This window comes from Reyranella massiliensis 521 (assembly GCF_000312425.1).
Lineage (GTDB): Bacteria > Pseudomonadota > Alphaproteobacteria > Reyranellales > Reyranellaceae > Reyranella > Reyranella massiliensis.
The window spans coordinates 3,579,916-3,591,414 of record NZ_HE997181.1; the positions used below are offsets into that span (position 1 = coordinate 3,579,916).

Annotated in this window: 16 protein-coding genes; 6 read left to right on the top strand and 10 right to left on the bottom strand. The window is 62.4% G+C overall.

The genetic code is table 11. The annotated features are described in order from the left end of the window. Positions 1-139: 139 nt before the first annotated feature. Positions 140-901 carry an aspartyl/asparaginyl beta-hydroxylase domain-containing protein gene (locus tag BN60_RS17385; protein ID WP_020697387.1) on the bottom strand — a complete coding sequence of 254 codons (762 nt, stop codon included), beginning with the start codon at positions 899-901 and terminating at the stop codon, positions 140-142. A 276-nt stretch (positions 902-1,177) separates the two neighbouring features. Here BN60_RS17385 and BN60_RS17390 point away from each other — a divergent pair, with 276 nt between their 5' ends. Beyond that, positions 1,178-2,266, top strand: a complete 1,089-nt coding sequence (locus BN60_RS17390) for a glycosyltransferase family 2 protein (RefSeq protein ID WP_020697389.1) — start codon at positions 1,178-1,180, stop codon at positions 2,264-2,266. A gap of 3 nt (positions 2,267-2,269) precedes the next feature. Continuing rightward, on the top strand, positions 2,270-3,607 hold the full coding sequence (locus BN60_RS17395; RefSeq protein ID WP_020697390.1) for a glycosyltransferase family 4 protein: 1,338 nt from the start codon (positions 2,270-2,272) through the stop codon (positions 3,605-3,607). A gap of 117 nt (positions 3,608-3,724) precedes the next feature. Here the strand turns inward: BN60_RS17395 and BN60_RS17400 are convergent, their stop codons facing one another. From BN60_RS17400 to BN60_RS17415, 4 genes are all read right to left on the bottom strand, one after another. Further along, positions 3,725-3,937 carry a cold-shock protein gene (locus BN60_RS17400; RefSeq protein WP_020697391.1) on the bottom strand — a complete coding sequence of 71 codons (213 nt, stop codon included), beginning with the start codon at positions 3,935-3,937 and terminating at the stop codon, positions 3,725-3,727. A 409-nt stretch (positions 3,938-4,346) separates the two neighbouring features. After that, positions 4,347-4,652 (bottom strand): hypothetical protein, encoded by a 306-nt coding sequence (locus BN60_RS17405; RefSeq protein WP_020697392.1) that lies wholly within the window; start codon positions 4,650-4,652, stop codon positions 4,347-4,349. A gap of 97 nt (positions 4,653-4,749) precedes the next feature. Then, positions 4,750-5,049 carry a hypothetical protein gene (locus BN60_RS17410; protein ID WP_148283454.1) on the bottom strand — a complete coding sequence of 100 codons (300 nt, stop codon included), beginning with the start codon at positions 5,047-5,049 and terminating at the stop codon, positions 4,750-4,752. 451 nt (positions 5,050-5,500) lie between these two features. Then, positions 5,501-5,701 (bottom strand): cold-shock protein, encoded by a 201-nt coding sequence (locus BN60_RS17415; RefSeq protein ID WP_020697394.1) that lies wholly within the window; start codon positions 5,699-5,701, stop codon positions 5,501-5,503. Between the two features lie 298 nt (positions 5,702-5,999). On the opposite strand from BN60_RS17415, the gene BN60_RS17420 reads away from it, so the two are divergent. After that, a complete protein-coding gene (locus tag BN60_RS17420) occupies positions 6,000-6,290 on the top strand; it encodes a hypothetical protein (protein ID WP_020697395.1) in 291 nt (96 codons plus the stop codon). A gap of 197 nt (positions 6,291-6,487) precedes the next feature. Here the strand turns inward: BN60_RS17420 and BN60_RS17425 are convergent, their stop codons facing one another. After that, entirely contained in the window at positions 6,488-7,345 is an 858-nt protein-coding gene (locus BN60_RS17425; protein ID WP_083856164.1) for a helix-turn-helix domain-containing protein, read from the bottom strand. A gap of 231 nt (positions 7,346-7,576) precedes the next feature. Between BN60_RS17425 and BN60_RS17430 the strand changes: the two genes are divergently transcribed. Genes BN60_RS17430 through BN60_RS17435 form a run of 3 tightly spaced genes read left to right on the top strand, consistent with a single transcriptional unit; the run spans position 7,577 to position 8,966 of the window. Beyond that, a complete protein-coding gene (locus BN60_RS17430) occupies positions 7,577-8,542 on the top strand; it encodes a DctP family TRAP transporter solute-binding subunit (RefSeq protein WP_020697397.1) in 966 nt (321 codons plus the stop codon). Positions 8,543-8,553: 11 nt separating this feature from the next. Continuing rightward, positions 8,554-8,709, top strand: a complete 156-nt coding sequence (locus BN60_RS30970) for a hypothetical protein (RefSeq protein ID WP_020697398.1) — start codon at positions 8,554-8,556, stop codon at positions 8,707-8,709. Further along, on the top strand, positions 8,706-8,966 hold the full coding sequence (locus BN60_RS17435; protein WP_043284036.1) for a hypothetical protein: 261 nt from the start codon (positions 8,706-8,708) through the stop codon (positions 8,964-8,966). The genes BN60_RS30970 and BN60_RS17435 overlap by 4 nt, the downstream gene beginning before the upstream one ends. Positions 8,967-9,020: 54 nt before the next feature. On the opposite strand, the gene BN60_RS17440 is transcribed toward BN60_RS17435, so the two are convergent. The 4 genes from BN60_RS17440 to BN60_RS17455 form a co-directional block, all read right to left on the bottom strand. Then, a complete protein-coding gene (locus BN60_RS17440) occupies positions 9,021-9,803 on the bottom strand; it encodes an alpha/beta fold hydrolase (protein WP_020697400.1) in 783 nt (260 codons plus the stop codon). A gap of 52 nt (positions 9,804-9,855) precedes the next feature. Then, complete coding sequence (locus BN60_RS17445) at positions 9,856-10,695, bottom strand: SOS response-associated peptidase (RefSeq protein WP_020697401.1); 840 nt, start codon at positions 10,693-10,695, stop codon at positions 9,856-9,858. Positions 10,696-10,706: 11 nt separating this feature from the next. Then, positions 10,707-11,240, bottom strand: coding sequence for a hypothetical protein (locus tag BN60_RS17450; RefSeq protein ID WP_020697402.1), 534 nt, complete (start codon positions 11,238-11,240; stop codon positions 10,707-10,709). 11 nt (positions 11,241-11,251) lie between these two features. After that, positions 11,252-11,499, bottom strand: a 248-nt coding sequence (locus tag BN60_RS17455; protein WP_177324840.1) for a hypothetical protein, incomplete at its 5' end; no start/stop codon positions are given.

Below are 11,499 nucleotides of genomic sequence, written 5' to 3' on the forward strand. Positions count from 1 at the left end.
ACAGACTTTGCCGAACTCCAGAAACTTTTCACGACTCGTTGAGGCATACCTCGCGGCAGCTCTTCACACCTTTGCCACAGTGATGCAATGCATGCAGCTCGATGATGCGTTTGCTGTGTTCTTGTCGTGACAAGAACGATCAGCCTGGATTCAACCGCAGCACACGCGAGAGGAACAGGCGCTCGATCCAGGTCAGGCTGGGATGCCAGAAGGTAATCATCAACGTGTAGCGAACGGCAGTGCCGTTATTCTCGACCCAGTGCACGAAGCTGTCGTCGAAGACCAGCACTTCGCCGTCGCGATACTCTGCCACCTGCTCGCCGACCCACAGCTTGGTCCCGGCGCAGTTCCTGAGACCGAGATGGGCTGTCAGGCTGGCATTGGTCGGGCCGGTGTGGGGCTGCAGCGAACCGCCGGGCTGAATCGCGGAGAAACAGATGTGCAGGCCGTTGTGCGGCAAGGTGCGCAGGATCGCGGCCGTACGCGGACAGGCCGCCAGATGCTCATCGAGCGGCTTGCCCTGCAGATAGAAGTAGTAGGTGTTCCACTCCTTGGGATTCTCGTCGGAATCGTAACGGGCCCGGGCGAAGCCTGAGTGTACGCTGTCCATTTCCGCCAGGATCTCATGCCGGGCGGCGCGGACCCGCTCGGTCCACGCATGATCGCGGTCGACATGGACGGGTTTCGCCAGAAGCCCGGGCCAGCGCGGGACCCACGGCCACTGAAAAGCGCCGGGCCGGACCGCCTGGAGCCGCCCCGTCAGGGCCAACACGACAAGCCGCGGCCCTGCCAGCAGGTAGGAGGCCAGCCGGAACAGGCCGACTTTCAGCGGGCCGATCTTGCGGCGAAAATCGGCATTACCTGCTTCGATCTTCGCCAACCAGGCCTGTAGGTCTTGCATCTACCAGCTTCTCTAAATAGACAGGTCGAGGCCAATGGACGTGACTTTGCCGGGAATTGCAACGCTGGTTGCCGCGCCGGCGGATGAGAGGATCGGTTGCTAGGCGCCGTACTGGCTGGAGCAGGCCTGATCTTGTGTCTCTATGTCGGCGTGCTCGTCCTGGCCGACCTCTACCTGATCGCCGTCCATCTTCGTGGAAGCCATCGGCACCCGGTACAAGAGCCGTCTGGTTGCCAACAGACTGACAGCGGTCGCGGACACGAACCCCTGGTCTGCGTGCAGCTTCCCGTCTTCAACGAGGCGAAGCTCGTCGCTGCGGCGATCGACTCGCTCTGCGCGCTCGACTGGCCGCGAGACCGGCTGGAAATCATGGTGCTGGATGACAGCACCGACGAGACCACATCCATCGTTGCCCGGAAGGTTGAGGAATCGCGTCTCAACGGCCTTGCCATCAGCCATGTCAGGCGGCCTCACCGCGACAGTTTCAAGGCCGGCGCGCTGGCGGCCGGCCAGCAACGGACCAAGGCGCAGTACTTCGCGATCTTCGACGCCGACTATCGCCCCCCGCCCTCGTTCCTGCGCCGGACCATGGCGGCCCTCATGGCCGATCCCGGCCTGGCCTTCGTGCAGGCGCGGCTGGGTTACCGCAACCGCGAGCGCAACCTGCTGACCCGCGCGCAGGCGCTGGAATTCGACACGCTGTTCGGCTTCGAGCAGGCGGCCCGCAACATGGCGGGCATGCCCATGACCTTCAACGGCACCTGCGGCGTCTGGCGGCGCGACGCCATCGACCAGGCCGGCGGCTGGCGCGGCGATTCGGTCGCCGAGGATCAAGACCTGAGCTTCCGCGCCTTCACCCTGGGCTGGCGATGCCGCCTGCTGCTCGACGTCTCCGCCGCAGGTGAACTCCCGGACAACTTCGAGGCGCTCGCGCTGCAGCGGCAAAGATGGAGCACGGGAACGGCACAGGTCTTTCGCAAGCTTCCCTGGGCCCTTCTGCGCAGCATGCCCTGGCCTCAGGCCACGGCTTTCGCCTTCCTGACCTTGTTCTATTCGACCGCTGCGGCCGTGCTGGTCGCCATTCTCGCGATTGCCGCACTGTGCTGGCTGGTGGCCCCCGGCTGGGCGCTCGTCGTCGTCCTGGGATGGATCGCTACGGTCGCATTGCTCGTGGTGTTGCGGACCGTCGGCGCGGCGCTCGCCGCGCGGCGCCTCGGCAGGCCGATGAATCTCGCCTTCGTGGGCGACGTCGTCGCTCACTGGCTGATGCAACTCGTGCTGCTGCCGACGGGCGGCAAGGCGTTGATCGCTGGCTACCTGGCGCGCACCGTTCCCTTCGCGCGAACCCCCAAGAAGGGGCACTAGCGTATGCGGCGCGTGCTGTTCGATGTCTCCGGATTGGTTCAATGGTACGCCTACCTGTCGAACCCGTCGGGCATTCAGCGCGTGATGGAAAGCATCCTGAGCCAGCCTGCGCTGCTCCGGAACCCGTCTGTGACGCTGGTCTCGCGCGCGATCGGATCGGATAGGTTCTACGTCGTCGAACCGGACATCATCGCGGGGTTGACCACGCGCGAGGCCCGGCGCGCTTCGATCGCCCGTCTGCGCGGCCTGTTCGCCGAAAGCATGCGTCTGGCCGAACCGGCGCGCCTGCTGCGCGAGATGCACTCGATCCATGTGCCCTACATCGCGCTGGGCTTCAGCTTCACGGAGCGATTCTGGGAGAGCCGTTGCGCCGGACGCTGGGTGGCGCGGCCCTCCAGGCTGCAAACGATTGTACCCAGCGATGCCTACGATGCCGTGGTCGGCCTCGGGGACTTCTGGTGCCATGGCGGCCACGTCCCGGCGCTGATCGCGCTCAAGCGCCGCAGTGGCGCAAAGCTGATCCATCTCGTCCACGATCTCATCGCGGCCGTGAACCCGCAGTGGACGCATCCGCATTACGGCAAACAGTTCCTCGAGCAGTTCGACCGCCTCGCACCTGCCGTCGATCATTGGCTGGTGACGTCGAGCTATGTCGGCGACCAGTTGGCGGGCTATCTCGATCGGCAGAAGCTGCCCCATCCGCAGATCGACACCATAAAGATGGGCTGGCCGGTGCCATTGCCGGCGCAAGACGACGACGGTGTGCTTGCCAAATACGGGCTGGCGCGACATCGCTTCCTGCTGCACGTCGGTACCGTGGAGCCGCGCAAGAACCTGGATGGACTGTTCGACGCACTCGCGCTTCTTCGGTCCGAGCCTGCCGTGGCGGCACTGCCCTGCGTACTGGTTGGCCGCGATGGCTGGCGCTCCGACACCATTCGCCAGCGGCTCAAGAACGATCCCTGGCTGGCCAATCGCGTAAAGTGGATCAAGGACGCACCCGACAGCGACCTTGCAGCGCTGTACCGAAATGCGAGGTTCACGGTCGTACCGAGCTTTGACGAAGGATGGGGATTGGCCGTGCAGGAGAGCCTGGCACATCGCACGCCCTGCATTGCGTCCAGAGCGGGGGGTATTCCGGAAGCCGGGCTAGATCTTATCGACTACGTCGAGAGCGGCAGCACGGATGCGCTGGCCACCGCCATCCGTATTCTGGCCAGCGACGTCGATGCCCTCGAGCGGGCGCGAGCAAGGCTCACAAATGGCCTGAACTCGCGGCCCTGTCCCGATTGGTCGGACACGGCCGACGGGCTGGCCCGCCTGCTGGGTGTCGATCGCTGAAAAAGCAAAGGCCCCGCCAGCTTTCGCTACGGGGCCTCCCTTCTTTCTCTACGTCCACCAGTACATCCGTGGCTCGACGCTTGAGAAATTGCCAGCCGTTACCGGCGGCAGAACTGGTTAGTCGACCAGCTTGAGATTGTCGGCCGAAACCTTGCCGCTGCGGCGGTCGGAGACGAGCTCGTACTGGACCTTCTGGCCTTCGTTGAGACCGCCGATGCCGGCACGCTCGACGGCGCTGATGTGCACGAAGGCATCCTTGCCGCCGTCGTCGGGCTGGATGAATCCGAAGCCCTTGGTTGCGTTAAACCACTTCACGGTTCCCGTAGTCATGGGAAAACCCTTTCACTGCATAGTCATGCTGGCCCGCCCAAGCGAGGCAAGCCGTCGAATTCGCATTTATTTCGGGAGCAAGTCGCCGGCGAAGCGCAGACACTAAGTCTGAAGCATCGCCAAAAATTTTGTCCTTCTATCGACTTGGGCTGATATGGGCGCTTCTCCCCCTGTTTGCAAGGGGCATTGTCGCCGCGACGGTCGGAGCCGTCTCGCACCTGCAGCAGCTGCAGCGCATCCGACATAACATGATTGCGCACAATGCATGTATAAACTGGCGAAATGGGCACTACACTTAAAGCACGCGCTGCGGCAATCGCCGTGCCGGCTGGAGGCCCCAACCCCGCCGGTCGCCTGAATTCCCACCACGAGAGTACCGTTTGGCGAGCGCGTCCCCGTGGGATTCGCCCTAGTCCCCGGCGACTATTCGAGCAAGTTGCGTGCGCAGCTCGCTCGTTCCCACAACAATGTTTGTGGCCTGCAGGTCCGCGAACTGCGCGGGTATCGGCGCCACCTGCTCTGCACGTCGCAGAGCCGCATCGGCCTCCTGCCACTGCTCCTGCTTCAGAAGTTCAAGGAAGTTCTGAAAGTGGAAGCTCTCGCGCCGATTCAGGGGGCGCTTATGGCCATCGATCGCACTCAGGAGCCTCTCGAACCGACGTGTGAGTTCGAGAAGTTCGCGCCGAGACTCTTCAGGTTCAACGGTCGTGCCCATACGGGCATGGATGCCACAGGTCGCCCGAGAGGAGAAGTCGCGACCGCTGCCGGCGGCCCTCTGTCAGCAAGCCTCACCGTCGGCGCACGGCGCGGGCTCATTCCTCGTTGGCAAGCACCAACTTGAGCCGCGCCACCAGCGCGCCGAGGTCGATGGGCGCCCCGCGACGCACGTAGTTCCGAGGCTCGAACAAGTCGCTCCGCTCGGCATTCAGCACCATCCACTCCCCGTCCGAAAAGTGTCCGCCTTGAAGGTGATCGATGGCGTCGAGAATCTTATCCGCTTGGTAGCCCGTGAGGCCGTGAGCGGGGTCCGCACGATGCAGATCGAGCAGACGTTCGATGCGCTGGCTCAAGTTGAGACGAGCAGAAACATTGGCTTGTTGAGACGGGCTCATGGCGAACGCTTTAGCCCAGATGCGAGGTCGCTGTAACGACGGCGCGTGCGGTCATCCCATCGAATGTTTGTGGACTACTCATCAACCGCAAATGCCCTTTGGAGATGCGTCGGCCGACGGACAGATGCCGCGCAAAGAGATGCCAGAAACCCGCAGCGGTCGAAAGCCTTCGTCAAGGCAACCCGCGCATCGATAGAAGTCTAAGGCGTTTAGCCGTACGAAATGGGAGCAATGGTGCCCAGGGGCGGAATCGAACCACCGACACTGCGATTTTCAGAAGCGCTCTTGTCGCGTGCTCACAGGGGCTTAGCGAAACAGAGGTTGGAAAAAAGACATCGATTCTGCCTGTGGATGGCAAAAATGAAGAGGCAATGATTCGATGGCTGTTCAGGCCGCTGCTTGGCAAGCGAAAGGCGGCCGAAGCCGCCTTCCAAGAACACGCATTCTGGACTCAGGCCTTGAGGTTCACTGCCGCCTCTTTGCCGCGCTCCACCTGAATTTCGTAGCTGATCTTCTGGCCTTCGTTGAGTCCGTTGAGGCCTGCCCGCTCGACGGCGCTGATGTGAACGAAAACATCCTTTCCGCCGCCATCAGGTTGAATGAAGCCAAATCCCTTGGTTGCGTTGAACCACTTTACAGTGCCTGAAGCCATGTTCGTATCCTAGTGTGAGCGCTTGAGTGCGCGCGAGCACGCTACCCACATTCGGGCAGCTGTCCACCCGGCCCTTGGCGTAAGCCCCTGCTAAGATGATCCTTGATCACCAGATGGTCACCCCCAAATGCGAGCTGTCCGTGGCGGCGGCGACTTGGGCCGCTGTCAATCTGCAATCGCACAAGGGCTAGTGCGCATGCACGTGCATGCAGGCAGACGGTCGGTCGATTCGGGATGGCCGGCCTGCCGGAACCTCTGAGGCACCGGGCGCGGCCGCAGCGCGCGAGAGAACGAAGTCATGGAGTGGGCGCTCGGGACTGGCGCCGCGCGCGACATCGTGCAGGCCTATCGTCGTCGCATCTTCGCGGGGGATGGGCACATCTCAGCGATGATTGCGGCCTACAACGTTGCAGCTGATCTTGGCTGCCGGCGCGACGGGCTGAACGATGCCGTCGAACACATCATCGAGTGGGCCCAGACCACCTATGCGGAGTGGTTTCATCGCTGCCAGCCCCCTGATGAGACGCCTGCCAAGGCCGTCGCGACCATAGCGGCTGCCGTTGCGCCGGCACCCGGTCAGGGCGCCTGATCCCGATCCGCCGAGGTGGCGAACTTCGTTCTAGCGCTTGCGCGGCCTCGACGGTTTCGGCTCCGGAAACGTCTGCCAGGTCACGCCTCCTCAGGCGGGGATCTCGAGACCCCCTTACGACGGCGCGAAGGGTCTCTGCCTCGTCCGATGTCAGGGGGTCGGCATATTCCAGTGCCCCCGCAATGGAGCATGAGCAGTTACTCAGCCAACTTCTGCGTCATACGATGCCGCCATTCGCGAGGAGCCATCCCAAAGGCTGCCTTGAAGACGCGGCTGAAGTTGGTCATATCCGAGAAACCCCATCCATAGGCAATCTCGCTGATTGTCCGATGTCTCTGCAGGGGATCACTCAAAGCCGCCTGACAACGCGCCAAGCGCAGAGAACGAACAAGTCGCGTAATCGATGTCTCCCGATGTGCCAAGATGGAATTCGCGTATCTGATGCTGACGCCTGCGCTCTCCGCCACAGCGGCCGGGTCAAGGCCAGGATTCGAAAGGCTCGCTTCGATCGCCTGGCACACCTTCTTTAGAACCACGAGTTTCGAGCAGGATAAACGCACTGGGCCGCCTGCAAGGCTGCCTAGCGACGTGGCAACAAGGTCGAGCGTTTGATCCCGTACTTGCGCTTGAGCCGCAGCGGTCATTCGTTCTGCATGATCCGGTAAAAGTGCGACAAAACCCGACGTCAGGCCACAGTCACCGTGAGCCGGACTGAGAATACGAGCCAGCAATTGGGTCGTCTTGCCCACTCTTGCCTCCAAATCGCGGCGATGGAGCTTGAGGACAAGCAATCGGGCGCCCATGGAGAACCGTGCCATGTAGGGCAGCATAGGATCCAGCAATGTCATATTCCCCGGCGACAACTCTACATTCCGGGTGAGCTGCTCTATCGCCAGGGTCCCCGCCATTTGACGGCAGAGGTAGACATCATCAACCCGCCAGGGCAACATGTCGTTGCGTTCGATGCACTGTGAGGGCCGAAGTCTCAAATTGCACAAGCCCGATGTCCGCCAAGCTTCCGGCTTCGAGGTGCGCGTGAAACGGTTGTTGCCCATGAGGCTTTGAATGGTGGTTTACCAGGGTCTTGCAAGCAACGTCGTGCCAATAGGCAAATCGCTCGCGCGGATGAACGTCATGGGTGGAAAACAGCCGTTCCAACTTCCAGTCTCCCGCCGTGCGACGCGTCGAGTGCCTAATTGGCCGAGACTCTGTGCCGATACAGCCAATTAAGCAACCATGACTCACGCTATGAGATCCGATGCCACCCAATCCACACTGAACATGCAATGACCTTACGCAGCGCTCTAACCGCACTCTTGCTCTTCCTTCCTTGCGCAAAAGCCGCCGGGTTAGATTTGCGGTCGGCAGATGTGTACGCTGCCGAACATCCATCGGTGCAGGCGGTCGCCTACATGGGCCTGCTCATGGAGCAGCGGACTTCTGGCCGAATAAAAATCGCGTCACTCGGTTCGAATTCCATATCATCCGAGATCTTCGCGATCGGCGCTGTGCAAAATGGGACACTCGATCTGGCAAGGGTCAATCTCGCATCCCTGAGCAGCATTGTGCCGGCAGCCCATGTTCCCGCGTTGCCATACATCTTTCGATCGACGGATCATCTGCGGCGGGTCATCGACGGTCCAATCGGAACAGAACTCTTGGCCGCGCTCGAACGTCACGGGCTGGTCGGTCTCTGCCTGTATGACAACGGCGCGCGCTCCTTCTACGGCTCGAAGCCTGTTCGAACGGTCCATGACCTGGCTGGTGTGAAGGTCCGCACCCCTCTGTCAGGACCTTGGTCCTCGATATTTCAGACAATGGGGATGCGCGCGATACCTATGCCCTACGAGCAAGTCCACGTCGGCCTTCGCAAGGGCTTAGTCGAACTGTCGGAAAACAACTGGCCAGCATTTGTCTCCTCTCGGCACAATGAAGTAGCAAAGTACTTCAGCAAGACGAATCATTTAATGACGCCTGGAGTGGTGATTTTCTCGAAAAAGCTTTGGGATGCCCTCTCTTCAGAAGATCAGGCGATCATTCGGGGCGCAGCGCAGGAGTCGGTGCTCCACAACCGAACGCTTTGGAATGAACGTGAATTGAACATGGTAAGTATGGCTAAGTCGCTGAGCGTCGAAATCGTCTCGGATGTTGATCGTGACTCTTTTGCCCGTGCTATCGCGCCAATCTACGATCGGCAAATTGGTGTGAAAGGAGCGGAGGAACTGATCGTGCGGATACGGTCCACGAAGTAGAGACACGTAGTTTGGTTCAATACCGATCGCTAGACATCGTCGGCCGGGTGCGGATCAACGGCCGCGACTTCGGGTGCCTCGATGTCCTGGCGGGTCCCCTGCCCGGAAAGCCGATGTGGATCGGTGAGCCGATCGGCCTGGTCGTGCGCGAGCTGTCGGTCGAGTGACCCGCCTGTGGCACCATCCGTCGGAAACGTTGCGCGCGCTGCTGGCGACCTTCAAGGCGCAGTACGTGGTCTGCCGCCCCTGCCGGCGCTGGATGCCGCTGCGGGTTCAAGCCAAGGATCTCGACCGCAGGTGCGAGCTCTGCCCGTTTCGCTGCGATCTCTGCAAGCGGCGCGGTGAGATCGTGTTCGAGGTCCCTGAGGGCTTCAACTTGGTTGGCGAAGAGTTGGCGACGCCGCCCCAACGTTCGTCATTCTGAAGGATCAGAGACGACCTAGGTATTGCGCTCCGGGCCGAGAAGGGAGATGTCCGCCTACGTACCGAAGAAGGCATTGATCTCTGCGGCTACGTCGTGAGGTCTGGTCATCGCTGGAATGTGGCCAGAACCTTCGAATACGACCAGCTTGCTGTCAGGGATCAGAGAGTTGATGTAGCGCCACGTCTCCATATTGCAGGCGAAGTCCCTCTCGCCATGCAACAGCAATGTGGGGAGTCGCCAGCGAGGCAGTTCGCTTTCCCAGTCGACGGGCTGGTCCCACTGCATCGACATGATCCTTTCGGCGGCTTCGGGGGTGGCGCGCGACAGGATGTTTACCCCCCAGCGCCTGACATGCTCGACATCCGCTTCGGGCGTGCTCCGATCGATGAACCACTTGAGCCGATCGCGATGAGTCTCTCCTGGCCATTTGGACGGCGGGACTCGAGGAGTGGGCGTTGCTCCCGGCACCTGCACCTCGCCCGTGCCGTTCATCAGGATCAATCCTTCGAACCGCTCGGGATGGCGAAGCACCGCTCGCATGACCGTCATGACACCGCGCGAGAAGCCGGCGAGCACACACTTCTGGATCGAGAGTGCATCCATCACCGCGAACACATCGTCGACCAGCGCTTCGTGCGTGATTGATTCCACAGGAACTAAGGTCTCACCGGTACCGCGATGATCGTACACAATCGTGCGCCAGGAAGCGCTGAGGGGTGCCAGGACACCGATCCAGTCCTCGAAGTTTCCCACCCAGCCGCTATGGGCAAGGATCGTTCGAGGTCCGCTACCGAAGCTCAGCGTGAAAACCTTGTTGCCTGCAATATTCAAGAACATCTGCCCCCCTTATTGTGGTACTTCCGCTGTCGGCATGGAAAGCGCTTGAATCCTACGTCTTCGTATCCGCACCACCCCGGCCGCCCATCGCCCTCGCCACATCGTCGGAGTCGCGAAGGTTGGCGACCTTTAGCTTCCGTTTCGCCGCCACCTTCGGATCTGCGGACGTCGCCGGCGGCGCTGCGTCGGCCGCCGATGTCATGGCCTCGCCTTCCGCCTTCTCCTCGAGCGGCAGCAGCACGATCACGCCCGACTTGGCAGGCTGCTGCAGCTTCAGCGCCTCGTCCATCGGCGCGGTGAGCCAGGTCTCGATCTCGTCCTTGGTCGTCAGGATCAGCGGCGTCGCCTTCTCGTGGATCGGCCGCACCACGTCCGCCGGGTCGGTCGTCAGGAAGGAATAGAGCGTGTGCTGGCCGACGTCGGGCTTGGTCTTGGTGCCGCGGTCGCCCGTCCAGGTGCGCCAGATCCCGGCGAAGGCGAACAGCGATCCGTCCGGCCGCGCGAACCAGCGGTTCACCGACGGCGTGCCGTGCGTCTTCATGCCGGTGTTCTTGTCGGGCTCGGCGAATTTCACCACCGGCACCAGGCAGCGGCCGCCGACGTCGTTGCCGACCTTGACCGACGGTTCCTTCAGCCAGGGCTTCCAGTAATTCGACGTCGTGTTGCGCACGTTCGTCACGTAGCCGCCGCCCGGAATGTTCGGCGGCTTCGGGAAACCCCAGCGCATGTCCCTGAAGGCGATGCTGCCCTCGCCGTCGGCCACCATCACCGGCGCCTCGCCGTTGGGATAGACATTCTGAGTGTCGCGGAAGTTCGTGCCGATCAGCTGGCGGTGCCGCAGCAGGCCCGCCACCTCGTCGCGGCTGAGCCGCACCGTGTAGAGATTGCACATGGGGCCGGAGCTTAACGCCCGGCGTTGCCCAGGGGAAAGCGGCCCATGATCGTCGCGTGCCCGCGGTTGCCCCAGTCGTCGGCGATCGGGCCGGGCTCGGGCTCCTCCGGCGAGACGGTCCTGGGCACGAACTCGACCGGCTCGTCGCGTTCGTAGGCCGCGCGGATCGCCGCCATGCGGGCATCGCGCAGGGGCCGGAGGCGCTCGAAGACAGACTGGTCGTAGAAGAACTCGGCGCGCGAGGCGCTGTCGGCCAGGGCCTTGGCCGGAGTCGCCCGGACCAGCCGGCACACCTTGGCGGCATCCTCGCCCAGCTCGAACATCAGGTTCAGGGTGCAGGCCTCGGGATCGATCATGTCGGTGCACTCGCCGGCGAGATCGAGGGTGTTCATGACGATGCCCAGCGCGATGCGATAGGTGACCGGCCCGATGCCGTGCTCGTCCTGGTGGTCGAGCGGATCGTAGTGTCCGACGATGACGTGCGGCTTGGCGTGCTTCTTCAGGAACTCAATGGGGTGCACGGTGCGGCGGAAGCGGATGTACATGGCGTCCCTCCTCAGTTGATCGTCGCAAGCCGGCGCAGGAAGGCCTGCAGCTCGGGCAGGTCGGCGCCGTCTTCGAAGTGACGATGATCGGGCTCCCAGCGATTGCCGGTCCGTTCGTCGTAGCCCTTCGGCTCGATCGACGCGGCGACCCTGGATTCCTCGGGGCAGCTCCAGTCGAACAGCAGGGCGAAGCATTCCAGCCGGGCGGTGCGGCCGTCGCGCAGCTCCACGACGAAGCCGCCTTCCCACACTTCCCAGT

What these genes read in the sequence shown, in the direction of transcription:
- BN60_RS17385 (WP_020697387.1), bottom strand. Translation starts at nt 901, where the DNA reads ATGCAAGACCTACAGGCCTGGTTGGCGAAGATCGAAGCAGGTAATGCC.
- BN60_RS17395 (WP_020697390.1), top strand. Translation starts at nt 2,270, where the DNA reads ATGCGGCGCGTGCTGTTCGATGTCTCCGGATTGGTTCAATGGTACGCC.
- BN60_RS17400 (WP_020697391.1), bottom strand. Translation starts at nt 3,937, where the DNA reads ATGACTACGGGAACCGTGAAGTGGTTTAACGCAACCAAGGGCTTCGGA.
- BN60_RS17405 (WP_020697392.1), bottom strand. Translation starts at nt 4,652, where the DNA reads ATGGGCACGACCGTTGAACCTGAAGAGTCTCGGCGCGAACTTCTCGAA.
- BN60_RS17410 (WP_148283454.1), bottom strand. Translation starts at nt 5,049, where the DNA reads ATGAGCCCGTCTCAACAAGCCAATGTTTCTGCTCGTCTCAACTTGAGC.
- BN60_RS17415 (WP_020697394.1), bottom strand. Translation starts at nt 5,701, where the DNA reads ATGGCTTCAGGCACTGTAAAGTGGTTCAACGCAACCAAGGGATTTGGC.
- BN60_RS17420 (WP_020697395.1), top strand. Translation starts at nt 6,000, where the DNA reads ATGGAGTGGGCGCTCGGGACTGGCGCCGCGCGCGACATCGTGCAGGCC.
- BN60_RS17425 (WP_083856164.1), bottom strand. Translation starts at nt 7,345, where the DNA reads ATGGGCAACAACCGTTTCACGCGCACCTCGAAGCCGGAAGCTTGGCGG.
- BN60_RS17430 (WP_020697397.1), top strand. Translation starts at nt 7,577, where the DNA reads ATGACCTTACGCAGCGCTCTAACCGCACTCTTGCTCTTCCTTCCTTGC.
- BN60_RS17440 (WP_020697400.1), bottom strand. Translation starts at nt 9,803, where the DNA reads ATGTTCTTGAATATTGCAGGCAACAAGGTTTTCACGCTGAGCTTCGGT.
- BN60_RS17445 (WP_020697401.1), bottom strand. Translation starts at nt 10,695, where the DNA reads ATGTGCAATCTCTACACGGTGCGGCTCAGCCGCGACGAGGTGGCGGGC.
- BN60_RS17450 (WP_020697402.1), bottom strand. Translation starts at nt 11,240, where the DNA reads ATGTACATCCGCTTCCGCCGCACCGTGCACCCCATTGAGTTCCTGAAG.